This window comes from Vibrio sp. Vb0888 (assembly GCF_033338835.1).
GTDB lineage: Bacteria > Pseudomonadota > Gammaproteobacteria > Enterobacterales > Vibrionaceae > Vibrio > Vibrio alginolyticus.
The window spans coordinates 34,898-59,366 of record NZ_JAWOTL010000006.1 but is presented as its reverse complement, the minus strand read 5'-3'; the positions used below and the strand labels follow the sequence as shown (position 1 = coordinate 59,366).

Here is a 24,469-nt window from a genome sequence, read left to right as displayed (position 1 = left end):
TGTGGTTTGACTAACACCGTCCAGGTTAGTTCTTTTTACCGCGCGTACACGCTGGCTTTATGACCACCCACCACAAATAAGGGGTCAAAGTCCTAAAGTTAGGACTTTTCAAACAATGCCATCGATTCTAGATGACTGGTATGAGGGAACATATCCAGCATACCTAATTTAGTTAATTGGTAGCCTTGCTCTATCAAGCTTTGACTATCCCTAGCAAGGGTAGCAGGATTACAAGAAACATAAACTACACGCTGTGCGCCAAGCTCAGAAACTTGATCGATGATCCCACTCGCTCCCGCGCGTGCCGGGTCTAATAATACTTTATCAAACCGCTCTGCGGCCCAGGCTTGGCCTTCAAAATCTTGCTCAAGGTTAGCGTGATAAAATTGCGCGTTATTGATTTGGTTCAAAGATGCATTGTTTGTGGCTTTTTCTACCATCTCTGCAACACCCTCTACTCCAACCACGTGCTTAGCTAATTTCGCAACTGGTAAACTAAAGTTGCCTAAACCACAGAACAAATCTAACACTCGGTCACTCTTTTGTGGGTCTAACCACTCAACCGCTTGCTTGACCATTTGTTGGTTTACACCTTGGTTTACTTGAATAAAGTTATTTGGTGCAAAAGGGATTTTTACTCCAACTTCTTGATAAAAAGGCATATCGCCTTCGATAAGGTCTAATTGTTCTGTCGATGGCATCAAGTACAACGATGCGCCATGACGTTTTGCCAACTCCGTTAGAGATTGAGTTTCACTCGTTGTCAGAGCGCTCAAGTGGCGCAGCGTAATACACGGCCCATTATCACCAAGTACCAGCTCTACATGCCCCAATTGTTCAGGCTTTTTGAACGCTTTTAGGGCTGAGTAAATCTCTGGCAGCAAAACATTCAGTTCCGGTGCCAGCACTGGGCAATCGGTCACTTGCGCAATTTGCTTACTCTGCTTTTTACGGAAACCAAAATGTAGCTGACGTGTTTTCTTATCAACAAACAAGCTCACTCTCGCACGGCGACGGTAGGCCTGCGAATCTCCCAATAACGGGGCATCTAGTTCAATGTCACTGCCTGAAAATTTTCTCATTAGCTGACGCAACGTTTGCTGTTTGTACGTCAATTGTTGGTCATAATCTAGGTGCTGTAAATCACAGCCACCGCACTCATGATAATGTGGGCAAAATGGCTCCACACGAGCTTCACTCGGCTTAAGGATTTTAATCAACTTACCGCGAGCGTATTTGCTCTTTTCTTCCACCAATTGAGTGACCACCTCCTCACCCGGCAGTGCTCCATCGATAAACAATGGCTTCTTTTTGAGGTAAGCAATGCCTGCGCCGTGGTGATCTAAACGCTCTACTTGCACTGCTTGGTGCCGAGTATTGAGTTGGGTTTTCTTTTTCGGTTGAAAGATGCGTGCCATGCTCTATGCCTGATTTATGTGTAATTGCTCTTCGGCTTCACTATTCTTGATTGCAGCCGTTGTGTGATTCGAGTGACTTGATTATGCTTACCGTTTATTCGGTGACGTCACTTCTTTGCTCAAGGCTTTATCGTGCGCTTGAGAAATAATGCGTTATTTTCCCATATCCAGACTCCGATGTAATTAGATAACATGACCAGATATGGCTTACGAGCACGTGTAATTACACTAACTCTCGCTCCCACTCTCATTATTGGTTTATTACTGAGCGGCTTTTTCTCATTTAACCGCTACCAAGACCTTGAGAAACAAGTTATCACCACTGGTAACAGCATTATTGAGCCGCTGGCGATTGCCAGTGAAACTCATCTACTATCAGAAAGCCGAGAGGCGGTACGTCGCTTGATAAGCTACGCGCACCGAAAAAACTCCAAACTGGTTCGTAGTATCGCGGTATTTGATGAACATCATGAGCTCTTTGTGACCTCTAACTTTCATCCTAATTTTGAAGCCTTGATGTTTCCCAAAGATAAACCGATCCCGCAACTGGGTAATTCGGAAATCTACGAAAACTCACTGATATTGCGTGTCCCCATTTTGTCAGAAGGTCACTACTTAGCGGAGTTGTCGAACGAAAGCCAAGGCACAAAAGCGATTGGTTACATCGCCGTCGAGTTAGATCTCTCCTCCTTGAGGCTGCAACAGTATCAAGAAGTCTTTTCTGCTTTTTTAGTTCTGGTTCTCGGTCTTGGCTTAGCAAGTGTGTTTGCTTCACGTCTAATGCACGATGTGACCCAACCTATCACCCACATGAAGAATGTCGTTGACCGCATTCGCCGCGGTCATCTTGATGTGCGTATCGAAGGCAAAATGCACGGTGAGTTAGACCAGCTAAAAAATGGCATCAACGCCATGGCGGTATCGTTATCAGAATATCACGTGGAGATGCAGCACAGTATAGACCAAGCCACGTCCGACTTACGTGAAACGCTTGAGCAGTTAGAAATTCAGAACGTTGAGCTGGATATCGCGAAGAAACGCGCGCAAGAAGCGGCCAGGGTTAAGTCAGAGTTCTTGGCGAACATGTCGCACGAGCTGCGTACTCCGCTCAATGGGGTGATTGGCTTTACTCGTCAAATGCTTAAAACGCAGCTTTCTAACAGCCAAATGGATTACCTACAGACGATTGAGAAATCGGCGAACAACTTGCTGAATATCATCAATGACATTCTCGACTTCTCGAAACTTGAAGCGGGTAAGCTGGCGCTGGAAAACATTCCTTTTGATTTCCGAGAAAGTTTAGAAGAGGTAATTAACCTACAAGCCACAAGTGCACATGAGAAAGGGTTAGAAATCACCCTAAAAGTGGACCCTAAAATTCCACCAGGTTTAGTTGGGGATCCACTACGTATCCAGCAAATTTTGACGAACTTAGTCGGTAACTCAATCAAGTTTACCGAGCGAGGCAACATTGATGTTAGCGTAGAAATGCGCTCTCAATCAGGAGACTCCGTCGAACTGCAATTCATGGTGCGTGATACCGGTATTGGTATCTCTGAGCGTCAGCAAGCGCAGTTGTTCCAAGCCTTTAGCCAAGCGGATGCCAGTATTTCACGTCGTTACGGTGGTACTGGCCTTGGTCTGGTTATCACTCAGAAACTGGTGAGCCAGATGGGCGGCGAAATCAGTTTAACCAGCCGTCTACACCAAGGTTCAACCTTCTGGTTTACGGTGCGCTTGCACTCAACCGAGATGCCAATGAGCGAACTGATTGAAGTGGAACTTCTGACTGGGAAGCAGTTACTGCTGATTGAACCAAACATGCAAGCCGCATCCGTAACCCAACAGATTCTAAGTCAGGAGGGTATTTTAGTAACCTACCGCTCTTCGCTACCAAACAACGAAGAACAATATGATTATGTACTGTTGAATTTAGCGGCCAACCAGACTCACGATGCGGAAGTTATTACACCTTGGATAGAACAAGCGAAACGCATGGCTCCGAGTGTTCTCCTAGGGACACCGAGTACCGAATTGGCGCTTGCGGACCAAATAATGACAGAGCATCACGTCCAGTGCCTGACGAAACCATTGTCTCGCCGTAAGTTGCTACAAAGCCTGATTAGCGAACATGTAGAATCACCACCGGTATTAAGCGCTCCAATTACGCCAAGCGAAGGGGACCGTTTACCTCTCACTGTACTAGCAGTGGATGACAACCCTGCAAACTTGAAGCTGATCTCTGCACTACTCCGCGAACGAGTAGAAACCGTCACCGCCTGTAGCAATGGCCAGCAAGCGGTGAACCTGGCGACAGAGAAAAAGTACGATTTAATCTTCATGGATATCCAAATGCCACAAATGGATGGTGTGACCGCTTGTAAGCACATTAAAGAGTTGGAGCTAAATAAAGACACGCCAGTGATTGCGGTAACGGCGCATGCCATGGCAGGGGAACGAGACCGCTTGCTCTCGGCAGGAATGGATGACTACTTGACCAAACCTATTGAAGAGCATGTGCTACAACAGGTTTTGGTTCACTGGAACCCAAATGCTTGTACAGAGAGCATTGGCAAAGTCGCCCCTTCATACGTTGATGAACCTGAAGGAAGCGCACCACAATCCGTCTCTTCACCTCAACAGGATGTGATTATTGATTGGCAAGCGGCCTTGAAACAGAGCGCGAATAAAGAGGATCTCGCCAAAGATATGCTGCGCATGTTGATTGAGTTCATCCCTGAAGTAGAAGCAGTCGTTGACCAAGCTCTGGAGCAAGAAGATATCTCTCGTGATGACCTAATTCATGTCATCCATAAGCTGCACGGCAGTAGTTCATATTGTGGCGTTCCAAGGCTGAAGTCACTCTGTGCGACGCTTGAGCAAGCACTGCGCTCAGGGATCAGTCTTGAGGAGGTTGAGCCTGAAATGTTCGAACTGCAAGATGAAATGATTAAAGTAACAACAACCGCAAAGTTATACCTTGAACAGTGATCTATTGAAGAGAAACAAAAGCCAGAGCAAATGCTCTGGCTTTTTAGTATTTTGTTTAAGACTTACAAGCTAGGATTCAAAAATGACCGTCGCCACAGCGTAATGACGCTCATCGGAAATGGACAGGTGAATGTGGTTAACACCCATCGCATCCGCTATTTGCTTGGCTGTGCCCGTCAATGCGAGTACTGGTTTTCCAAGCTCATCGTTCGAGATGGAAAAGTCGTGAAACGTGACCCCTTTTGCGATCCCTGTCCCCAATGCTTTTGAGGCAGCTTCTTTAACAGCAAAGCGCTTAGCAAGATAACGACCTTGCAGCTTAAGCTGTGAGAATTTGGCCATTTCTTCTTCTGAAAGAATCCGCTGAGCAAAAGGTTCACCACTACGAGCTAACGCTTTTTCAATACGCTCAATTTCTGCAATGTCGGTCCCTAACCCTATAATCGCCATCTAGATAGCCCTATGACTGGCGAGCCTCAATCATCAGTGCTTTCATGTCAGCAACCGCTTTATTTAAACCATCAAATACCGCGCGACCAATGATTGAGTGACCAATGTTGAGTTCGTAAATTTCTGGTAATGCAGCAATTGGTGCGACATTGTGATAAGTCAGGCCATGCCCGGCATTAACAATAATACCTAGATCATGTGCATAACTCGCACCAGCGGCAATCTTCTTCAGTTCAGCTTGTTGTTCGTCTTCTGTCGTCGCATCTGCATAGTGGCCAGTATGTAGCTCAATAAACGGAGCACCACACTTTTTCGCAGCTTCAATCTGTTGACGGTCAGCATCAATAAAGAGCGAAACTTTAATTCCCGCATCTGTCAGCTTTTTCGTCGCAGCTTTAATTTTTTCAAGCTGCCCTACTACATCTAAGCCACCTTCCGTCGTCAGTTCTTCACGCTTTTCAGGCACTAGACACACAAACTCTGGTTTAGTTTGCAGCGCAATCTCAATCATTTCGTCAGTCACTGCCATCTCTAGATTCATACGCGTTTGAATGGTTTCACGCAGAATACGTACATCACGATCCAAAATATGGCGACGGTCTTCACGTAAGTGGATAGTGATACCGTCCGCGCCTGCACGCTCTGCAATTTCAGCAGCGTGAACAGGATCCGGGTATTTTGTACCACGTGCATTACGTAGAGTGGCAATATGGTCGATATTGACGCCTAAATAAATTGAGCTCATTTTCCGTTACTCCGTGCTCTGGGGGTCTGAATGAAAAATTCACGACTTTTTAAAGGTTTGCCGCCAAGATACGGCTTTAAGGCTATACGTGTAAAGCGTTTTGCCGCTTTTAGCTGCTCTTTAGTGACGAACCGCCGCTCACTGATAGCAATCAGTTCATTCCCTAAAAACGTGAGGTTATCGCGCCTAACCGAAGCAATAAACCCTTTCTGTTCCCGGTAACGATAGGTCATTTCTGGATCGACGGGCTCGCCGGTACCTGCACAATGCAAAAAATCCACGCCATACCCCATCGCAGACAGCAAGGCTAACTCAAAACGACGCAGTGCAGGCTCAGGGTTCTCGTTGTGCGCCAACTCGGTTAACGCATGCAAATAATCATGAAATAGTGCTGGCATCGGCACTTCAGCCATCAAAATACGGCCAATCAGTTCATTGACGTACATGGCTGAGTAGAGATTAATGCCCGTTAACGGCAAACCTAGACTTATCGGCTCGGCTTGACGCAAAGTTTTCATTGAGCCTTTCCCCGACCATTTAAGTAATAGCGGGGTAAAAGGTTGCAATGCGCCTTTTAAGTTCGAACGCTTACTGCGCGCGCCTTTGGCCATTAAAGTCATTCGGCCATATTCCTCACTAAATACATCAAGGATTAAGCTCGATTCACTGTAAGGGCGTCGGTGCAATACAAAACAGCGCTGTAAACCTTCGGAAGACAGATTACTCATCTAAGTCATTGTGCCTAAAAAGTGTGAAATAAAAAATAAGGAGCCGAGCGGCTCCTTATTTTAATCGATACTGATTTTTCATCGATGTTGGAGCGAAGCACCTTCGCAGCCAAGATTATAAATCGTCTATATAACCCAACGAACGCAACGCTCGTTCGTCGTCTGCCCAGCCAGATTTCACTTTTACCCAGGTTTCTAGGTAAACTTTACGACCGAACAATTCTTCCATATCCAAACGCGCTTCGCGACCAATGGTTTTAATCTTCTCGCCGCCTTTGCCAATCACCATTTTCTTCTGACCATTACGCTCAACAAGAATCAAGGCATTGATGTGGAAACCGTCGGTTTCGGGGTTGTAATCAAAACGTTCAATTTCAACCGTTACTGAGTATGGCAGCTCTTCACCAGTAAAGCGCATCAGCTTTTCACGCACAATCTCAGACGCCATAAAACGCTGAGAACGGTCAGTCACGTATTCTTCTGGGAAGTGATGCGTTGCTTTAGGTAAGTGATTACGCACGTGCTTACGCAGTACGTCAATGTTCTTACCTTGCTTGGCAGAGATTGGCACAACATCCACGAAGTCCATCTTCTTCGACATCTCCGCCATGTGTAGCATCACGTCGTTACGATCTTGTACGTTGTCGACCTTGTTTACACAAAGCACAACTGGGAAGTTCGATTTTTGAAGTTTGGTCAGCACCATCTCATCGTCTTTAGTCCAATGCGTACCATCGACTAAGAAGAACACAAGGTTTACATCACTCAATGACGAGTTAGCTGCACGGTTCATCAAACGGTTGATCGCACGCTTTTCTTCAATGTGAAGTCCAGGCGTGTCGACGTAAATCGCTTGGTAATCGCCGTCCGTATCCACACCCATAATACGGTGGCGTGTCGTTTGCGGCTTACGAGAGGTGATCGAAATCTTCTGACCCAAAATCTTGTTCAAAAGTGTCGACTTACCTACGTTTGGACGACCAACAATAGCAATAAAGCCACAGTGTTGGTTTTCTGGCGAGCTTGGCTCACCCTGTGATGCGAAAAACGCATCGATATCGAATTCGTTATCAGCCATTTGTTAATTGCTCAAGTGCTGTTTCAGCAGCCGCTTGTTCTGCCTTGCGGCGGCTGGTGCCTTTACCGATTACAGGCTTATCCACACCTGCTACTTCGCACTCAACCGTGAACTCTTGGTTGTGCGCTTCACCTTTAATATTAGTCACTGTGTAGACAGGCAGCGGTTTTCTTCTGCCTTGTAGGAACTCTTGTAGGCGAGTTTTCGGATCTTTCTGTGAAACGCCTGGTTTAATGGCTTCAAGGCGTGACTGATACCAACTCAGTACAATGCCTCGCACAACTTCAAGATCACTGTCTAGGTAAATTGCGCCAATAATGGCTTCAACCGCATCGGCTAAAATAGAGTCTCGGCGAAAACCGCCACTCTTCAATTCACCTGGACCTAATTTTAAATAATCTCCTAGATCGAATTCACGACCCAGTTCCGCCAATGTATGTCCGCGAACCAAAGTAGCACGCATGCGGCTCATGTCACCTTCGTTCACTTTTGGGAAACGATGGTACAGATCATCAGCGATGACAAAACTTAAAATTGAATCGCCCAGAAACTCAAGACGTTCATTGTGCTTACTGTTGGCGCTGCGGTGCGTCAGCGCCAAATTGATAAGCCCGGCATCTTGAAACTGGTAGCCGAGCTTTCTCTCTAGTTTATCAATTGGAGAATTCATACTCTCTCGATATTTGAATGGTTAGTGAATGCCACCGATGCGGTTAAAACGCACACCAGTTGGAATCCATGAAGGTAGAACACTATCTGCGCCACGATCAAACTCGAAGCTGATCCAGATCGCGACAGCTTTACCGACTAAGTTTGCTTCTGGAACAAAGCCCCAGTAACGGCTGTCAGCACTGTTGTCACGGTTATCACCCATCACAAAATACTGACCTTGTGGTACAACCCACTCTGTCGTTCCGCTGCGTGGGAAATATTGCTCCACGCGGTTACGCACAAGAGGGTTAACCAAAATATTGTGCTCAACGTTACCCAATTTTTCATCCAGTTGGATCATTGGAATACCGTTCGAGCTAAACTGACTTTCTTCAACATTGCTCAGTTTAACTGGCTTACATGCCGATTCGCCTTGGCTTTGCACGCAAAGCTGCTTATCACTTGAATAACGCACGATATCACCAGGTAAACCAACTACACGCTTAATGTAGTCCACACTTGGTTGTGGTGGGTATTTGAATACCACGATATCACCACGCTCAGGCTTACCAGTTTCCACTAGCTGAGTACGCCATACTGGGTCTTTTAGACCGTACGCGTACTTCTCAACTAAAATGAAATCGCCAACCAGCAAGGTAGGCATCATTGAGCCTGATGGGATTTGAAATGGTTCGTAGATAAAAGAACGTAATACTAAAACGAACGCGATCACAGGGAAAATAGAGACGCTATTTTCAACCCACCAAGGCTGACGCTCAACTTTTTGCAAGGTCACTGCATCCAAACCATTAGACGTCTGAGCTTGAATCTCAGCCAGTTTTTCCTGACGCTTTTTCGCGAAAACCAGCTTTTCCAATAGCCAAACCACGCCAGTTACCAAAGTCGCAATAACCAACATCAGTGAGAATGTATTCGCCATTAAATTCCCTTATCTAAAAATACGAAAGTGAAAGAGCCGAAACCCTTTCACTTATTTTAATATCTAACGTCTTAAGACCGACAAGTGTGAGACAAAGTTCAACTTTAGTCTTTACCTACGTGAAGGATGGCTAGGAACGCTTCTTGAGGCAGCTCAACGTTACCGATCTGCTTCATGCGTTTCTTACCTTCTTTCTGTTTCTTCAGAAGTTTCTTCTTACGACTTACGTCACCGCCGTAACATTTCGCAATAACATTCTTACGCAACTGTTTTACCGTTGAACGAGCGATAATGTGGTTACCAATTGCCGCTTGGATTGCGATATCAAACATTTGGCGAGGGATGAATTCTTTCATCTTCTCTACCAACTGACGACCGCGAGTCTGAGACTGATCTTTGTGTGTGATCATCGCCAATGCATCAACAGTGTCACCGTTAAGAAGAACGTCTACACGTACCATGTTCGAAGCTTCAAAACGCTGGAAGTTGTAATCCAAAGATGCGTAACCGCGTGATGTTGATTTCAGACGATCGAAGAAATCCAGTACCACTTCAGCCATTGGAATATCGTAAGTCACAGCGACTTGGTTACCGTGGTAAACCATATCAACTTGACTGCCTCGCTTTTCAACACACAGTGTGATTACGTTACCTAGGTACTCTGAAGGCACAAGGATGTTACAACGCGCAATCGGTTCACGAATTTCTTCAATGTCATTGATCGCTGGTAGTTTTGCTGGGCTATCAACATACAGCAGATCGCCATCCGTCTTCTCAACTTCGTAAACTACCGTTGGTGCTGTGGTAATAAGATCCAAGTCGTATTCACGCTCTAGACGCTCTTGGATGATTTCCATGTGCAACATGCCAAGGAAACCACAACGGAAACCAAAGCCAAGTGCCGCAGAGTTTTCTGGCTCGTAGAATAGCGATGCGTCGTTAAGGCTTAGTTTGCCTAGTGCGTCACGGAAGTTTTCGTAATCGTCGGAAGATACAGGGAACAGACCTGCGTAAACCTGAGGTTTAACTTTCTTAAAGCCAGGTAGCGGTTTATCACAACCATTCTTCGCTAGAGTCAGCGTATCACCAACAGGGGCACCAAGAATGTCTTTGATACCACAAACAACCCAACCTACTTCACCAGTACGAAGGGTATCGGTATCTACTTGTTTTGGCGTAAAGATACCAAGGCGGTCTACACCCCAAACTTGGCCCGTACTCATCACTTTGATCTTATCGTTCTTCTTCAGTTCGCCGTTTTTAATACGCACTAGAGAAACAACGCCAAGGTAGTTATCAAACCATGAGTCAATGATCAGCGCTTGTAGTGGCGCATCTGGATCACCTTCCGGAGCAGGGATCGCTGACACAATGTTCTCTAGAACGTCATCAACACCGATGCCTGTCTTCGCAGAACAGCGGGTTGCTTCCATTGCATCGATACCAACGATTTCTTCAATTTCTTCCGCTACACGCTCAGGATCGGCTGCTGGTAGGTCAATCTTGTTCAAGATTGGCACAACCTCTAGATCCATTTCGATCGCGGTGTAACAGTTAGCCAGTGTTTGAGCTTCAACACCTTGACCCGCATCCACAACCAATAGCGCACCTTCACAAGCCGCTAGAGAACGTGATACTTCATATGCAAAGTCAACGTGCCCCGGAGTATCGATGAAGTTCAGCTGATACGTCTCACCGTCTTTAGCGGTGTAGTTTAGCGTCACACTCTGAGATTTGATGGTGATGCCACGCTCACGTTCAAGATCCATAGAATCCAGAACCTGTGCGGCCATTTCACGATCGGTTAACCCGCCACAAACTTGGATTAGACGGTCTGATAGGGTCGACTTACCATGGTCGATGTGGGCGATAATCGAAAAGTTACGAATGTGCTTCATAGATTTAGGGTGACTAACTCTTTACAAATAGGGACAGTAAGAAACGCCATCTACTGACGGCATTTCAATCAAGTTGGCAGATTCTACCGAATTTCGTTAACGGGCGCACGTAATTTAAAGTACATACCCAAATAACCTTTAGTGGAGGGGGACAGCACTTACTGGATTGGCTCTCCAAGTACCCGAACGAGGGTAACTTGGCGCTTGGATTCATCTTCTAACGGACGAGAAACACGTTTTGCGATCCACATTCCACCAGCGGCAAACAATACCGATGCCAATATGATGATGCCTTCCCCGCCGGCTGTCAGCGGCGCTAATAGGAAGTGACCAAACATCGCACCGATAATCAAACCAAACAATGGCAGTAAATAAACCGCCATTGCTGATTTTATTAGGCTTGACTCAGGAAAACCAATCTCGACGACTTGACCTATTTTCACCGATTTATCCGTGCGCAGGTGCCAAGATAAACTCTTGTTACCAATGGCTTTAGTAACAACGCCCGTTCCACAGCTTTTCTGTGAAGAGCAACTACTGCAACTGGTCTGCTGTTCGCAACTTAAATCAATTTCGAATTGCTTGCCGCGACGATGCACGTCTGTCACGGTAGCCAACGCGGTCATCATTGTTATTTACTCTTTGTTACATTAAATGTGACAGATTGGGCGATACGCTGTGCTGTGGTCGGTGGAATGTCTCCTACAACAGAGATTTCATGTTGACCGCTCACAAAACTGTGTAGCGTTCTTCTGCCTTGGCGAACCAACTGCCCTTTTAACGAATGCTCATCTTTGTTTGCTACGTAAACAGAGAAGCTAAACAGACCATCAGAATACAGCTGGCTCTCCACCATTTGGTTAGTAACGGCCATACGATAGCGGTTGAGCTCGTTCGGTTCGAAACCCTCAGGGATCCAACCAACCTGCCAATTACTGGTCCCAATATCGCCTTTTGGCATGGTGAGAACAGCAGGTAATTGAACATCTTGCAGGCCACTCATTAACTCTGCGATTTTTGGGTTTACCGTGTAAGAAATAGTGCGATATTGTTCAAGCATCTCACCATCGCGGTCCACAAGGTCGGCACGTAACGGCAATTTACTCTTCTCATCGATCCATAGTACGTATGAATAGCGCAGACCGTCTTTAGGAACAATACGCAGCACTTGTGTTGCCACACCAGCTTCACGAGCTCTACCCACTTTTACATAGTCGTAATACAAGTTTAGCTCATCGATATTGGTGTTGAGCATAGGCATAGTCGGAGCGACCATTTTACCTGACTCGATGGTGAACGGTTCTAAACCCGTTTCGATATAACTTACTTCAGTTCCGCGACGAATCACTTCACGCACAGGGCCACTTAAGTAGACAAGATGAGCATATTGATCGTCACCATGCGTGGCATGACGATACAGCAACGGCTCAATGCTGTTCTTTTTGATAAGGATATAAGAGAGTTCGTAACTTAAATTCTTACTCGCCTCGCTCATTTGATGCAATAAAGCCTCCGCTGGCTTATCACCAGCAAAGGCTTGAGAAGACATCATACTGAACAGAGCGCAAGCGCTGATCAGAAATTTTTTCATTCAATATCCGGATTCAGATTTGCATCTTGTTGAGATGCATCACTGTTAATTCGTAACTGCAATTCGTAGTCTCGCAGCATAGCATGAACACGCTTGCGCTGCTCTTGCATATTTGCCTCGCCTACAGAACGTTCTACAGACTCACGAGTCAAACTCACTGGTTCTGCGCTGCCAGCAAACGGAACCGTCTGCAATACAGGTAATTGATCTGTTTGCGGCGACATTGAATCGCTACCACCGTACTGCTGTACACCTAAAATAACAACAAGCGATACACATGCAGCAACAGCAACTTGACCAAACTGCGTCAACCAACCTGGCAACTGACGTTTTGCTTTTTGCGGTTCTGGTTGCGACTCTTTTGGCGTATCCGCAATTGAGATAACATTTGCACTGTGCGAATCAAACGCACGGTGTGCAGGTTCATCTTCTAACGCTAACGCCACGCTTTCAGCAATATTCCACTCAGGTTTTGCTGGCGCTTCGCCTCGCATCACATCACCAATCAGGTGATAGTTCTGCCAAGCATCACGGCTCTCTTGGTCTTGCTCTAACTCTTGAATTAAAGCCTTATCGACCAATTCTCCATCCATGAGAGCTGAAAGTTTTTCTTTGTCAGCCATTATTTTCACCATAGTTATTACTTGTACTAGCGTTGCAAAAGAGGTCTGATTTTCTTTTCCACCGCCTCACGAGCACGGAAGATACGCGATCGTACCGTTCCTACCGGGCAATCCATCACTTCTGCAATTTCTTCATAACTCAAGCCATCGAGCTCTCGTAATGTCATTGCGGTTTTTAAATCTTCAGGTAAAGCTTCGATTGCACTGAACACCACCCGTTGCAATTCTTTGGACAACGTTAAGTTCTCAGGGTTCGATATTTCTTTAAGTGCACTACCTGTTTCGTAAAATTCAGCATCTTCAGCATCGACATCTGTCGCTGGAGGTCTACGCCCTTGAGCAACAATGTGATTTTTCGCAGTATTCACTGCAATGCGATACAGCCACGTATAAAACGCACTTTCCCCACGAAAGCTAGGGATAGCTCGGTAAGCTTTAATAAACGCTTCTTGTGCTACATCTGGTACATCGCCAGGATTACTAACGTATCTGGAAATAAGATTACATACCTTATTCTGGTACTTTGTTACCAACAGGTTGAATGCTTGCTTATCGCCATTCTGAACTCGCTCAATCAATACTTGATCGGTCAGCTGCTCGTTCATTCGAGCGGATACTCCTATTTGTTATGCCCCTACTCTTCTCAGATATGGGTACTAATTATGCAAAACGTAGTATTGACACCACTGCTTACTTGAGCACTATTGTGACCCTAACGTGAATGAGAAAGTTCCATGGTTTCTCAAGTTTTTTGTCATTGTTTTTTCACAGTGTGATGTCTGTACCCAAATGACCACCGCTGCCTGACTTTAGTCTAAGTTTGACAAGCGAGCATCTTGGAGGGAAATGGGTATAATGAATGATCTCTGTCCCAGATTGTGCTGGGTCGAGCATGGAAAAGCAATGGCATTGACAAACTATTACTTTTCATTTGCATGGCTAATGGCTATCTGAACACCGCGTTACAAATTATTACTTAGGAAGCATGCTCATGCTCTGCATGAAAAAGAAGAGTGGCTCAGTCACCGCCGTAACACGGACGTCGATAGGTCTCCCAACTTAGCCCTTAGCGACAGATGTCGCGATAATGGAATGCACATGGTGTGCAAATAATACACAAGGTAACTTTGTTACCTTAGCTTGGGATTATAAAAGTTATATGAACACAAATCGTGAACATGAGTGTGATGTATTAGTGGTAGGGAGTGGCGCGGCAGGTTTGTCGTTGGCTTTGCGCGTTGCTAACCACTGTAAGGTGATGGTGCTGAGTAAAGGACCACGCAGCGAAGGGGCAACCTACTATGCTCAAGGCGGTATCGCTGCCGTATTTGATGAGTCAGACACCATTGATTCACACGTTGAAGACACGCAAATCGCCGGGGATGGTATTTGCGATGAGGAGACCGTAAGGTTCATTGCTGAGCATTCAAAAGAGTGTGTACAGTGGTTGATTGACGGTGGTGTCCCATTTGATCGTGAAGAAGATGACTCTGACGATGAACCTCGCTACCACTTAACTCGTGAAGGTGGTCATAGCCGTCGTCGTATTCTTCACGCGGCAGATGCGACAGGTATGGCGATGCAAACCTCCCTGCAAGATAACGCTCATAACCATCCAAACATTCATGTTCTCGAACGTCACAATGCTCTGGACTTAATCACCGAAGACAAAATTGGCGGTGATAAAAACAAAGTTATCGGTGCTTATATTTGGAACCGCAACGAAGAGCATGTCGAAACCGTGCGAGCCAAATTTGTGGTTCTCGCTACAGGTGGTGCTTCAAAGGTTTATCAATACACCTCTAACCCAGATGTGTCGTCTGGTGATGGTATTGCGATTGCTTGGCGTGCAGGGTGTCGTGTGGCGAATATGGAATTTAACCAGTTCCACCCTACGTGTTTATATCACCCAGAAGCACGTAACTTCTTGCTGACTGAAGCGTTGCGTGGCGAAGGTGCTTACCTGCGTCGTCCAGATGGCTCTCGCTTTATGCCGGATTTCGATGAACGTAAAGAGCTTGCTCCGCGTGACGTCGTGGCTCGTGCTATCGACTTCGAAATGAAGCGTTTAGGTGCCGACTGTATGTATCTCGACATCAGCCATAAGCCTGCTGACTTTATTACGAAACACTTCCCAACCATTTATTCACGTTTGATGGACTTGGGCATTGACATGACTAATGAGCCAATCCCAATCGTACCTGCTGCACACTACACTTGTGGCGGTGTCATGGTGGATAGAAATGGCTGCACCGATCTGAAAAATTTGTATGCGATTGGTGAAGTTAGCTACACCGGGCTGCATGGTGCTAACCGCATGGCATCAAACTCACTTCTCGAATGTGTGGTTTATGCTTGGTCTGCGGCAAAAGATATTCTAAAACATCACACTAACGTTGAGCTACCCTCACAGGTGCCATGTTGGGATGAAAGTAAAGTAACCAATAGTGATGAAGAAGTGATCATTCAGCACAACTGGCACGAGCTTCGTCTGTTTATGTGGGACTACATGGGCATTGTGCGAACTGACAAGCGTTTAGAGCGCGCCTTACGCCGTATCCAACTGTTGCAACAAGAAACACACGAGTACTACAGCAATTTCCGAGTGTCGAACAACTTATTAGAACTGCGTAACCTTTTACAAGTAGCAGAGTTGATGGTTCGTTGTGCGATGCAGCGTAAAGAGAGTCGAGGTTTGCACTACACGCTTGACTATCCGAACCAACTGGAAAACAGCGGACCAACGATTTTGGTTCCAGCTAAACAGCTTTAACTTTACCAATTAAACTATTACATCAGCAGGGAGCATTAGCTCCCTGTTTCATTTCCCATTGGCGTAATACCAAAGATAGTTGACGATACTGCTCATCGTCACAGCTATCACGCCAAATCGTAACACTACGGCCAGATTGCAATTGGAATGTTATCTTGAATGGTGATGCCGATGTATCGACTCGCTGTAAATGACCCTTTTCGGACTCAATATCTTCCGAGTATTCGCCATACTCAAGGGCATCAAACCTAACCGAGCCATCGCAGTGCACATACCAATGCCCATGACTTGTAGGTTGAACAAGGCCTTGGCTTGAGAGAGCCTTAACAATCAGTAATAACAAATAAGTCGATAATACGAGCGGAATGCTAGAGAAGATAACAGCCCAAGTCATCAATAAGAAAAGTACAACATTGAGGACTCGGGCAGTCAGAGAGGGAGAAGCAGTAAAATTAACGAACTTTGCTGAGGTTATGGGCGACAATTTTATCAACCATTGCTGCATGACCTAAATTTTCGCTACGGCCATGCCCCATTACCCAAGTAAACAGATCAGGATCATCGCATTCAAGTAAAGAAACAAAGTCACGCTGCTCTTGTTCACTCAGAGTATCAAAGCACTCTTCAAAAAACGGCATAATTACTACGTCAAGCTCAAGCATGCCTCGACGACAAGCCCATTTAATACGCGCTTTTTCTTCCGGAGTGTACATTCACTATTCCTTCATAGATGTCTTGTTGTTAGTGCGGAGTGTAACAAGGGATGTGCTACGTCACTAGTGTGCGGGTCACAATACGATAGTGAAAGCAGACAAATGTTGATTCGTAAATCGCTCCCCTAGTATCTCAAGGTTATTTGGGTATAACATAGCGGAAAAATATCTTCAAAAGGCATTGTAATTATGGAATGGCAAACTCGTTTTTCAGCATTACCTCTCTCAACTCAAGACGCACTTCCAGAGTTATCTATCTCACTGCTGGATAACTTCGGCATGATCACCATGATCGGTGATGATAAAAAATCATACTTACAAGGTCAGGTTACCTGCGATGTTGTTTCTTTAGAACAAGACCAATCAACACTGGGCGCACATTGTGATGCGAAAGGCAAAGTGTGGAGCGTGTTCCGCCTTTTCCATCATCATGATGGCTACGGCATGATCCAACCAAAATCGGCGATTGACGTAGAACTTAGTGAAATAAAGAAATACGCCATTTTCTCTAAAGTAACGATTGAAGCTTCTGATGACGTTATCTTAGGTGTTGCTGGCGTCAAAGCCGACGAATTCATTTCAACAATGAGCAAGACAACTGGCAGCGTTCGCCCAGTTGACGGTGGCACAGCCGTGCAAGTTGCACAAGAGCGCTGGTTACTGATATTAAGTGCGCCAGAAGCACAGCAAATCGTTGAAACTACCGACGCTGTCTTTACGACAAATGCGCTTTGGAATCGTTTCGATATTGAGGCAGGTTTACCATTTGTCTCTGCATCCGCGCAGAATGCTCACATTCCACAAGCACTTAACGTGCAAGCTTTAGGAGGCATAAGCTTCACAAAGGGCTGCTACACGGGACAAGAAACGGTAGCACGAGCGAAGTATCGCGGTACCAATAAACGTGCGATGTATATCGTAAAAGGTGCAACTTCTGCTCCATTCAGTGACGAACCAATTGAGCTCGAACGCAGCGTAGGTGAAAACTGGCGTTCAGTAGGTGCTTTATTAAATCACTACCAGTTCAGTGACAATCACGCGATTGGCCTGATCGTACTGCCTAATAATCTCGATGAAGACACTCGTCTTCGTTTAGTTGCGCAACCAGAATGTGAATGGACAATCGAATCACTGCCTTACAGTCTTGATGATGAGTAATACAATCAATACTCCTTTGATGCAATTTCTCACAGACCAACACGTTCCGTTTCGTCTGTTACCGCATCAAAGACCAGCAACCACCATTGAGGATGTCGCGCACCAACGCGGCATTCGCCCTTCTCAAATGGTGAAAGCAATCTTGCTACGAGACATGGGTAATCAATATGCACTCGCCTGTGCACCAGGTGATCGTAGCGTTGATCCCAAAAAAGTGCGCTCGTTACTGAAATGTCGCCGGATGACTTGTGTTGATCAAGCCGATGTTGAGTCCATCACTGGTTACAAAGTTGGTACTGTCACTCCTCTGTTACTCAAACGTCATATGCCAATCGTGTTCGACCCCAGCTTACTAGAAGAACAGGAAGTCACGATCAGCAGTGGCGATCGAATGGCTGGGCTGGCGCTTTCTATTCAAGATCTTATCCAATTGTGCCAGCCGACCGTAGCTGAGATCTGTCGTTAATCGTCTAAAAACAATGTAATGACACGTAGTGTTTCTATCACTGCGTGATCTCGCTCATATCTACAAAAATAGACATGAGAATTTTTAATCACATATAAAACATAAATAGTCACAAAGATAAAACTCGTATATGCTGAATTTGTTGGTTAAGTTTCAAACAAGCACTTAACCAATATAAAGTGAGTCAGCTAGCTGAGTGACAGCATTCATGCAGTTAGTTATCCACTTTTGTGTAATGCATCTGTGACTATTCGCCCGCTGAAGCGGGCTTTTTTTTACGTGGAACTTTTTCTCTTTCATTTCCTCTAATCGTTAGAACGTAAAGTGTGTTACGCGAAGCACGACCTTAATAGAAACAACTAGCAAACAACCGTTTTCGTTCTATTCTTAATTCTGTAACAAAACTATTGCTTAATGCGTCACGTAAAAAGGAGTGTATTGGGTAAGGGTTCCTTTAGAGAGGTTATTTTTGGGGTAATCCTCACGCTATTTAAGAGATGACACTGTCAAATTGTCTAAGACAACACAATTCTCTGACGCAACACCCTACATCTGTATTTAATACTATTGCTGTCACAATAATTTTCGCGTCCAGAACGTAGAATACCTAGGCTAGGTTAGATAAAAGGAAAGTAAATATGAGACTGTTTAAGCGCTATACACCAAGTATGATTGCTAAACATATAAGTCGTCTTTTTAAAGGAAGAATTTATATTTACGGGGTCGGTAGATTCGAGTTTGATAACGGTAAGTTAATACTGCCGGAGAAAGCAGAGCAACGCCATTTCCGAGCGGTCAAAGAGATCAATCAAGAAATAATGAAACTCCGATGCGCATATGCTTAGCAAAATGTTGATAAAACAAAGGCTGGATTAACCAGCCTTTTGTGTATTTGAAGTTCGCTTTGCACTTACTGACGCGCCAGATCCGGCAAGTGTCCCTTTAAACCAAGCGCGCGCTTCATGATCTCATCTTTCGCTCCCGGCAGTTGCCCCGCTAAACTCAAGCCAATGCCACGAACAAGCTTCTTAGCAGGGTTCTCGCCAGAGAACAAATCTCGAAACCCTTGCATAGTAGCGATCATCTTTGCCGCTTCCGCTTTTCGCCAACGCTCGTAGCTTCTTAGGTTGCGTTTACTACCGATATCTTGTCCCTGCTTCCAAAGTGCTAACACCTCTTGAGCAAGACTGGCCGCATCTAATAAACCCAAATTCACACCCTGCCCCGCTAATGGGTGAATGGTATGGGCCGCATCACCAACCAGCGCGACTCGCTCGACGACAAAATCTCGCGCATAGCGCATTTTCAAAGGAAACGCAGCACGCTCTCCCACTACTTCACATAGACCAAGTCGAGCATCAAACTCACTCGTCAACGCTTTATTGAAATCATGTTCACTCATCGCCACTAACTGCTCTGCTCGATTTGGCTCCGTGGACCAAACAATAGAGCACATATTTGGTTGCGACATTGGCAAAAATGCCAACGGTCCGTGAGGAGTAAATATCTGGCGCGCAATGCTGTTGTGTGGCATAGCAGTTTTGACATTCGCGACCAAAGCATGATGACCATAGTCCCAATGCGTTAATGGAATATCCATTTGATGGCGAAGCCACGAATTCGCCCCATCGGCTCCGACCACTAATTTAGCGGTCATGGCTTGGCCATTATCGAGCGTCAGCCAGCTTTCTTGCTCACCGACCGCGAGAGTCGCGCAACGTGCAGGCATAAACATAGTGACGTTATCGAGCTTTTGGACTTGTTCAAGCAGCGCAAGTTGAATCACACGATTCTCAACAATGTGCCCTAAATCAGGTTGTGCCATACTTTGTGCATTAAATTCAATACTGGCAAAGCTATCTTGTTCCCATACTTCCATGCCATGGTAAGGTGAAGCTCGGCGCTGTTCTATGCCCTGCCAAGCACCAAGTTTACGCAAAATCGTCTCACTAGAGCGGCTCAGCGCAGACACACGAACATCGGGCAATTCTTTCAACGAATCATCTGGCACTTTCCCTTCAATAACGGCGACACGCAGATCACTGTCTTTGAACGCGGCAGCAAGTGCCAACCCAACCATCCCTCCGCCGATGATGGCGATATCTACACTTTGCATCATTGCTTTTTATTACCTAATTCAGTGCGGCCGTTCATCGTTTTACCAAGCCAAGTGTATGGCGTAGTAGCGGCTGCTTAAAAATAGAAAGGTTATCCATCGCTGCTAAGGCAGTATTTCGGCCAATTCGCATCGCGGGTAAATCATTTGAAAAAACATGCACCAAGGCACTGGTTAGCCAAATAGTTTCGCTTCGATCTGCTTCTCTACGTTGACTAAAGCGCATCAGGCCTTGATAAAGACCCACATCCTCACTTTGGTGCACAATTTCTTCTGCTAGTGAGACTACATCGCGAATACCGAGATTAAAGCCTTGTCCAGCTATCGGGTGCAGCGTTTGCGCCGCATTTCCAACAATCGCAAAGCGATGTGAAATATTTTGCTTTCGATGGCGAAGAAGCAATGGGTAACTTGCACGACGCCCCACTTTTTTCATCGCGCCTAAACGCCAACCAAAATCGTTCTGTAAATGCTGGAGAAATGCTTGATCAGATAACTCAAGAACGGCTTGGGCTTCTTCAGGGTGCAAACACCAAACTAAGGACATTCGATTGTCACTCATTGGCAATAAAGCAACAGGGCCATTTTCAGTAAAACGTTCAAAGGCTCTACCTTGATGAGGTTCTTGAGTCACAATATTGGCAATGACAGCCACTTGTTCAAAATCTTGCTCAGAAAGTTCTAGACCAATTTTCTGACAACAGGTCGAAACAGCACCATCTGCAGCCACCAGCAGTTTTGCTTCAAGTTGCTCACCACTTTTCAACGTCACATGGGTACAGTTTTGCTCGCGCTCGATATCGGTAACGGAGTCAGGACAAAACAGCGTAATTGATTCGCTGCTGTCTAATAATTCTTGATATACACGCCCAACATCGGCTAATTCTACAACATACCCTAGAGCTTCAACCCCAACCTCTTGCTTGGTAATCTCCGTCATCCCAGCATGAGAACGGTCAGAAACGTGGATATGTTCAATGGGTGTGACAAACGGTTCTACTGACGTCCAGAGCTGTAGTTGACGCAACAGATTGACAGTACCGTAAGACAATGCGATTGAGCGAGAGTCAAAACCAGGGTGCATATCTGATTGTGCTTTAAAAGGCTCAACGACGGCAATGCGGAGCTTTCCCTGAGACAAATGGTCAATCGCCAATGCTAACGTTGCACCAGCCATGGCACCACCAGCAATGACTACATCATATTGCTTCATACTAACCTCTGGACGGTCTACGATTAGTGAATAGTAGGTTTTTTGTCGCTGCTTTCAGGACGAACACCAAATTCAGCATGAATCGTTAGTACGCAAGCTTTGATGTGCTCAATCACTTGCTCTAGCAATTGCGCTTGTTCACCAAGATCGTCATCTTCATCGATGCCTAATTTGGCAATCTCTTCTAGGTCAGCCAGTGCTTCTTTAGCGTCATCAGATGCTTTATTAAGCGCAACGCCTGCTAGACCTAACCCAGAAATAAAGTGGTTTACAAAGTCGGACACACTGTCAGCTAATGCGAATAAGCCTTCTTCGCCCGGCTCATCTGGCAATAGTAAAGACAGCTCCATTGACGTGCCAGTAAGCTCATTAACAGTAACGTTGAATATGCTCTGAGCAAAAGTGAGTGCTGTCGAGGGCCACCCCATCCCATCATTGGTGTAGTCAAAAAGAATCGGCTGCCAAGTTTGATCATTGATCGCCAATCCACCACTTAACATGCCAACAAATAAGCCATGTAACTCCGCCGGTGTCACTGCTAGGCTTGCCGATTGCAGTTCAGCAGCAATAGATTGGTATTCAGGAAGGGTGATTTCACTCATAACTTGGCTCATTCTTACGTAATAATGTATTGGTATATCCTACCATCAAGGTTAGTGGTCTGAAACGGCTATCAAATTCAATTTTGGACAGCATTTGTTCAATTTGCCCAATTCCTGTGTGATCTCGTCATCATTTCTCTTTCTGTGATGGGAAATGCTTGAATCTTAATAGCGGTTTTCCTATAGTTTGCTCCTCGGTAGTTGTATGAAGCAACACCTTAGATAGCGCGAATATAGAGTTTATTCATCATGAGCAATCAAGCGATCGACGTTGAAATATTAGGCAAACTTACACGAGTGAATTGTCCGACAGGACAAGAAGAGTCTCTTGTTGCAGCGGCAAAAGATCTGGATCGCCGATTGAAAGAAATGAGCGAACGTACTAAGGTAACCAATGAAATCCAACTGCTGACCTTTGCTGCATTGAATATTTGCTATGAGTTGCACACCAAGTCATACGAATCCAATGGTCAACAGCAAGAAATTACTGAGCGAATGGAAAAGCTCACCGCGTCTTTAGAGAACGCACTAAGCAAAGTTACGCAAGGACAGCAGTAAATACAAAATTTACCCTGGGGTGTGCGTCAGCAGGATTTAAGTCCCTGAGCCGATAAGCAATACCTAAGGGTTAGTATTTGGTAACTATTGAGCAAGCTCGGCATGCACCGAGAAGCCTACGGTTGTCATTGCTGATCCGCCTTGAACCAGCTGGTTCAAGGGCCACAATCCTCAACGGCACCCTGGGGTATTCTCTCTATGTCAGACCTCTCTCGACAAGACTTCCGCAAACTGATTCGTGAAAAGCGCAACGCTCTGTGCAGTGATACGCAATACCAAGCGGGAATCGACCTTATTACTCAATTTTCCCAACTTCCTGAAATCGATCAGGCGCAACATATTGCCATCTACCTTTCTGCAGACGGTGAGCTTGATACTAAACCGCTCATTGAATGGTTATGGCAACAGGGAAAATCGGTTTATCTGCCCGTCATCCATCCCTTTTCTAAAGGTCAGTTACTGTTTCTTCAGTATATAAGTGATGAACAGCTCGTCTACAACAAGTACGGCATCTTAGAGCCCAAGCTCGATATCAGACACCTCAAACCCGTTCGCCAGCTTGATTTAATCTGCACGCCTTTAGTTGGGTTCGACAGTATCGGACACCGCTTAGGCATGGGCGGAGGGTACTACGATCGTACTCTGTCACGTTGGTTTATAACTGGAGAGGGTGCTAAACCTGTCGGTATCGCTCATGACTGCCAACATGTAGAACGCTTACCAATTGAAAGCTGGGATATTCCATTACCTAAGATCGTGACCCCAAGCCAAATATGGCAATGGGAAAGTGACAAGTAAGCCGCTATAATCACGCCCGCAAACGTTAACGAACATCTATTCAGGAGATTGGCATGACTCAAGATGAAATGAAAAAAGCGGCTGGTTGGGCAGCACTAAAATATGTTGAGAAAGGCAGCATTGTCGGTGTTGGTACTGGCTCTACCGTGAATCACTTCATCGATGCACTAGGCACTATCAAAGATGATATTAAAGGTGCAGTGTCTAGCTCTGTCGCTTCAACTGAGCGCCTTAAAGAGCTTGGTATTGAAGTATACGAGTGTAACGATGTAATGAAGCTGGATGTGTATGTTGATGGCGCAGATGAGATCAACCCAGCACGTGAAATGATCAAAGGCGGCGGCGCGGCTCTGACTCGTGAGAAAATTGTCGCAGCAATCTCTGATAAGTTCGTATGTATCGTTGACGGCACTAAAGCAGTTGACGTACTTGGCCAGTTCCCATTGCCTGTTGAAGTAATCCCAATGGCACGCTCTTACGTGGCTCGTGAATTGGTAAAACTAGGTGGTGATCCAGCTTACCGTGAAGGCGTTGTGACTGACAACGGCAACGTGATTCTGGATGTGCACAATATGCAAATTACCAACCCGAAAGAAATGGAAGACAAAATAAACGGCATCGCTGGTGTGGTGACTGTGGGTCTTTTCGCTCATCGTGGTGCTGACGTAGTGATCACTGGCACACCAGAAGGTGCAAAAATTGAAGAATAAATAACAGCCCAAAATGAACCTATCTGGTTCACTTTTCTGTTATTTCATTACATACGGTGCTGCAAGGCACCGTTTTTTATTCCTTTCTATAAGAAAATTATCTCTTATTCCGTAATTTTCTTACCCAAAGCAATTTTTTTTTGTTACTTTATTGAACAGAAGACGCACAGGGAAACGTTTGTCTTCCTACAAAACTGTTAATTATCCCCTTTTTAATAGTTTTGCCCAATGTGCGCCACATTAGCCCAC

At 45.5% G+C, this 24,469-nt stretch carries 25 protein-coding genes and 1 other RNA gene; 9 read left to right on the top strand and 17 right to left on the bottom strand.

What is annotated here, in order from left to right; all coding sequences use genetic code 11:
- Positions 1-98 precede the first annotated feature (98 nt).
- Positions 99-1,418: a 23S rRNA (uracil(1939)-C(5))-methyltransferase RlmD gene (gene rlmD / locus R7P72_RS10745; protein ID WP_005380917.1), complete on the bottom strand. Its 1,320-nt coding sequence runs from the start codon at positions 1,416-1,418 to the stop codon at positions 99-101.
- 192 nt (positions 1,419-1,610) lie between these two features.
- Here rlmD and barA point away from each other — a divergent pair, with 192 nt between their 5' ends.
- Positions 1,611-4,409, top strand: coding sequence for a two-component sensor histidine kinase BarA (gene barA, locus R7P72_RS10740; RefSeq protein ID WP_005380919.1), 2,799 nt, complete (start codon positions 1,611-1,613; stop codon positions 4,407-4,409).
- A 69-nt stretch (positions 4,410-4,478) separates the two neighbouring features.
- Here barA and acpS read toward each other — a convergent pair whose 3' ends face one another.
- The 11 genes from acpS to rpoE all read right to left on the bottom strand — a co-directional run bounded on the left by acpS (position 4,479) and on the right by rpoE (position 13,718).
- Positions 4,479-4,859: a holo-ACP synthase gene (acpS, locus tag R7P72_RS10735; protein ID WP_005380927.1), complete on the bottom strand. Its 381-nt coding sequence runs from the start codon at positions 4,857-4,859 to the stop codon at positions 4,479-4,481.
- Between the two features lie 10 nt (positions 4,860-4,869).
- Entirely contained in the window at positions 4,870-5,604 is a 735-nt protein-coding gene (gene pdxJ / locus R7P72_RS10730; RefSeq protein ID WP_005380929.1) for a pyridoxine 5'-phosphate synthase, read from the bottom strand.
- A complete protein-coding gene (recO, locus tag R7P72_RS10725; RefSeq protein WP_005384578.1) occupies positions 5,601-6,332 on the bottom strand; it encodes a DNA repair protein RecO in 732 nt (243 codons plus the stop codon). Before recO ends, pdxJ begins: the two co-directional genes overlap by 4 nt.
- A gap of 115 nt (positions 6,333-6,447) precedes the next feature.
- Entirely contained in the window at positions 6,448-7,410 is a 963-nt protein-coding gene (era, locus tag R7P72_RS10720; RefSeq protein WP_005380931.1) for a GTPase Era, read from the bottom strand.
- Positions 7,403-8,080, bottom strand: a complete 678-nt coding sequence (gene rnc / locus R7P72_RS10715) for a ribonuclease III (RefSeq protein ID WP_005380932.1) — start codon at positions 8,078-8,080, stop codon at positions 7,403-7,405. Before rnc ends, era begins: the two co-directional genes overlap by 8 nt.
- 21 nt (positions 8,081-8,101) lie before the next feature.
- A complete protein-coding gene (gene lepB, locus R7P72_RS10710; RefSeq protein ID WP_005380933.1) occupies positions 8,102-9,001 on the bottom strand; it encodes a signal peptidase I in 900 nt (299 codons plus the stop codon).
- A 104-nt stretch (positions 9,002-9,105) separates the two neighbouring features.
- Positions 9,106-10,899, bottom strand: a complete 1,794-nt coding sequence (lepA, locus tag R7P72_RS10705) for a translation elongation factor 4 (RefSeq protein ID WP_005380934.1) — start codon at positions 10,897-10,899, stop codon at positions 9,106-9,108.
- 158 nt (positions 10,900-11,057) lie between these two features.
- On the bottom strand, positions 11,058-11,528 hold the full coding sequence (locus R7P72_RS10700) for a SoxR reducing system RseC family protein (RefSeq protein WP_005380936.1): 471 nt from the start codon (positions 11,526-11,528) through the stop codon (positions 11,058-11,060).
- A 2-nt stretch (positions 11,529-11,530) separates the two neighbouring features.
- Entirely contained in the window at positions 11,531-12,490 is a 960-nt protein-coding gene (gene rseB / locus R7P72_RS10695) for a sigma-E factor regulatory protein RseB (RefSeq protein WP_005380941.1), read from the bottom strand.
- Positions 12,487-13,113, bottom strand: coding sequence for a sigma-E factor negative regulatory protein (locus R7P72_RS10690; RefSeq protein ID WP_005380944.1), 627 nt, complete (start codon positions 13,111-13,113; stop codon positions 12,487-12,489). The genes rseB and R7P72_RS10690 overlap by 4 nt, the downstream gene beginning before the upstream one ends.
- Before the next feature lie 26 nt (positions 13,114-13,139).
- Complete coding sequence (gene rpoE, locus R7P72_RS10685) at positions 13,140-13,718, bottom strand: RNA polymerase sigma factor RpoE (protein WP_005380946.1); 579 nt, start codon at positions 13,716-13,718, stop codon at positions 13,140-13,142.
- A gap of 554 nt (positions 13,719-14,272) precedes the next feature.
- Between rpoE and nadB the strand changes: the two genes are divergently transcribed.
- Positions 14,273-15,886 (top strand): L-aspartate oxidase, encoded by a 1,614-nt coding sequence (gene nadB, locus R7P72_RS10680; RefSeq protein WP_025998529.1) that lies wholly within the window; start codon positions 14,273-14,275, stop codon positions 15,884-15,886.
- Between the two features lie 22 nt (positions 15,887-15,908).
- On the opposite strand, the gene R7P72_RS10675 is transcribed toward nadB, so the two are convergent.
- Both R7P72_RS10675 and R7P72_RS10670 read right to left on the bottom strand, forming a co-directional pair.
- Positions 15,909-16,370, bottom strand: coding sequence for a protein YgfX (locus tag R7P72_RS10675; protein ID WP_230623489.1), 462 nt, complete (start codon positions 16,368-16,370; stop codon positions 15,909-15,911).
- A complete protein-coding gene (locus R7P72_RS10670; RefSeq protein ID WP_005380951.1) occupies positions 16,339-16,599 on the bottom strand; it encodes a succinate dehydrogenase assembly factor 2 in 261 nt (86 codons plus the stop codon). Before R7P72_RS10670 ends, R7P72_RS10675 begins: the two co-directional genes overlap by 32 nt.
- A 189-nt stretch (positions 16,600-16,788) precedes the next feature.
- Between R7P72_RS10670 and ygfZ the strand changes: the two genes are divergently transcribed.
- The 3 genes from ygfZ (at position 16,789) to R7P72_RS10655 (ending at position 19,068) form a co-directional block, all read left to right on the top strand.
- Entirely contained in the window at positions 16,789-17,757 is a 969-nt protein-coding gene (gene ygfZ / locus R7P72_RS10665) for a tRNA-modifying protein YgfZ (RefSeq protein ID WP_213907432.1), read from the top strand.
- Positions 17,750-18,223, top strand: a complete 474-nt coding sequence (locus R7P72_RS10660) for an aminoacyl-tRNA deacylase (protein ID WP_213874890.1) — start codon at positions 17,750-17,752, stop codon at positions 18,221-18,223. The genes ygfZ and R7P72_RS10660 overlap by 8 nt, the downstream gene beginning before the upstream one ends.
- Before the next feature lie 638 nt (positions 18,224-18,861).
- Complete coding sequence (locus tag R7P72_RS10655) at positions 18,862-19,068, top strand: DUF1107 domain-containing protein (protein ID WP_005380970.1); 207 nt, start codon at positions 18,862-18,864, stop codon at positions 19,066-19,068.
- Positions 19,069-19,133: 65 nt separating this feature from the next.
- Here the strand turns inward: R7P72_RS10655 and R7P72_RS10650 are convergent, their stop codons facing one another.
- The 3 genes from R7P72_RS10650 to R7P72_RS10640 are packed head-to-tail and all read right to left on the bottom strand — an operon-like array spanning position 19,134 to position 22,154.
- Positions 19,134-20,342 (bottom strand): FAD-dependent 2-octaprenylphenol hydroxylase, encoded by a 1,209-nt coding sequence (locus R7P72_RS10650; RefSeq protein WP_017633554.1) that lies wholly within the window; start codon positions 20,340-20,342, stop codon positions 19,134-19,136.
- Positions 20,343-20,373: 31 nt separating this feature from the next.
- Complete coding sequence (gene ubiH, locus R7P72_RS10645; protein WP_017633555.1) at positions 20,374-21,552, bottom strand: 2-octaprenyl-6-methoxyphenyl hydroxylase; 1,179 nt, start codon at positions 21,550-21,552, stop codon at positions 20,374-20,376.
- A 23-nt stretch (positions 21,553-21,575) separates the two neighbouring features.
- Entirely contained in the window at positions 21,576-22,154 is a 579-nt protein-coding gene (locus R7P72_RS10640) for a YecA family protein (protein ID WP_005380976.1), read from the bottom strand.
- 249 nt (positions 22,155-22,403) lie between these two features.
- On the opposite strand from R7P72_RS10640, the gene R7P72_RS10635 reads away from it, so the two are divergent.
- The 4 genes from R7P72_RS10635 (at position 22,404) to rpiA (ending at position 24,220) form a co-directional block, all read left to right on the top strand.
- Positions 22,404-22,712 carry a cell division protein ZapA gene (locus R7P72_RS10635; RefSeq protein WP_005384553.1) on the top strand — a complete coding sequence of 103 codons (309 nt, stop codon included), beginning with the start codon at positions 22,404-22,406 and terminating at the stop codon, positions 22,710-22,712.
- 8 nt (positions 22,713-22,720) lie between these two features.
- A non-coding RNA gene (ssrS, locus tag R7P72_RS10630) (6S RNA) lies at positions 22,721-22,905 on the top strand.
- Positions 22,906-22,910: 5 nt separating this feature from the next.
- A complete protein-coding gene (locus tag R7P72_RS10625) occupies positions 22,911-23,510 on the top strand; it encodes a 5-formyltetrahydrofolate cyclo-ligase (RefSeq protein ID WP_005384552.1) in 600 nt (199 codons plus the stop codon).
- A 53-nt stretch (positions 23,511-23,563) separates the two neighbouring features.
- Positions 23,564-24,220 (top strand): ribose-5-phosphate isomerase RpiA, encoded by a 657-nt coding sequence (rpiA, locus tag R7P72_RS10620; protein WP_005380982.1) that lies wholly within the window; start codon positions 23,564-23,566, stop codon positions 24,218-24,220.
- Positions 24,221-24,469: the final 249 nt, after the last annotated feature.

Coding starts and splice junctions, on each gene's coding strand:
- rlmD (WP_005380917.1), bottom strand. CDS start 1,418: ATGGCACGCATCTTTCAACCGAAAAAGAAAACCCAACTCAATACTCGG.
- barA (WP_005380919.1), top strand. CDS start 1,611: ATGACCAGATATGGCTTACGAGCACGTGTAATTACACTAACTCTCGCT.
- acpS (WP_005380927.1), bottom strand. CDS start 4,859: ATGGCGATTATAGGGTTAGGGACCGACATTGCAGAAATTGAGCGTATT.
- pdxJ (WP_005380929.1), bottom strand. CDS start 5,604: ATGAGCTCAATTTATTTAGGCGTCAATATCGACCATATTGCCACTCTA.
- recO (WP_005384578.1), bottom strand. CDS start 6,332: ATGAGTAATCTGTCTTCCGAAGGTTTACAGCGCTGTTTTGTATTGCAC.
- era (WP_005380931.1), bottom strand. CDS start 7,410: ATGGCTGATAACGAATTCGATATCGATGCGTTTTTCGCATCACAGGGT.
- rnc (WP_005380932.1), bottom strand. CDS start 8,080: ATGAATTCTCCAATTGATAAACTAGAGAGAAAGCTCGGCTACCAGTTT.
- lepB (WP_005380933.1), bottom strand. CDS start 9,001: ATGGCGAATACATTCTCACTGATGTTGGTTATTGCGACTTTGGTAACT.
- lepA (WP_005380934.1), bottom strand. CDS start 10,899: ATGAAGCACATTCGTAACTTTTCGATTATCGCCCACATCGACCATGGT.
- R7P72_RS10700 (WP_005380936.1), bottom strand. CDS start 11,528: ATGATGACCGCGTTGGCTACCGTGACAGACGTGCATCGTCGCGGCAAG.
- rseB (WP_005380941.1), bottom strand. CDS start 12,490: ATGAAAAAATTTCTGATCAGCGCTTGCGCTCTGTTCAGTATGATGTCT.
- R7P72_RS10690 (WP_005380944.1), bottom strand. CDS start 13,113: ATGGCTGACAAAGAAAAACTTTCAGCTCTCATGGATGGAGAATTGGTC.
- rpoE (WP_005380946.1), bottom strand. CDS start 13,718: ATGAACGAGCAGCTGACCGATCAAGTATTGATTGAGCGAGTTCAGAAT.
- nadB (WP_025998529.1), top strand. CDS start 14,273: ATGAACACAAATCGTGAACATGAGTGTGATGTATTAGTGGTAGGGAGT.
- R7P72_RS10670 (WP_005380951.1), bottom strand. CDS start 16,599: ATGTACACTCCGGAAGAAAAAGCGCGTATTAAATGGGCTTGTCGTCGA.
- ygfZ (WP_213907432.1), top strand. CDS start 16,789: ATGGAATGGCAAACTCGTTTTTCAGCATTACCTCTCTCAACTCAAGAC.
- R7P72_RS10660 (WP_213874890.1), top strand. CDS start 17,750: ATGAGTAATACAATCAATACTCCTTTGATGCAATTTCTCACAGACCAA.
- R7P72_RS10655 (WP_005380970.1), top strand. CDS start 18,862: ATGAGACTGTTTAAGCGCTATACACCAAGTATGATTGCTAAACATATA.
- R7P72_RS10650 (WP_017633554.1), bottom strand. CDS start 20,342: ATGATGCAAAGTGTAGATATCGCCATCATCGGCGGAGGGATGGTTGGG.
- ubiH (WP_017633555.1), bottom strand. CDS start 21,552: ATGAAGCAATATGATGTAGTCATTGCTGGTGGTGCCATGGCTGGTGCA.
- R7P72_RS10640 (WP_005380976.1), bottom strand. CDS start 22,154: ATGAGTGAAATCACCCTTCCTGAATACCAATCTATTGCTGCTGAACTG.
- R7P72_RS10635 (WP_005384553.1), top strand. CDS start 22,404: ATGAGCAATCAAGCGATCGACGTTGAAATATTAGGCAAACTTACACGA.
- R7P72_RS10625 (WP_005384552.1), top strand. CDS start 22,911: ATGTCAGACCTCTCTCGACAAGACTTCCGCAAACTGATTCGTGAAAAG.
- rpiA (WP_005380982.1), top strand. CDS start 23,564: ATGACTCAAGATGAAATGAAAAAAGCGGCTGGTTGGGCAGCACTAAAA.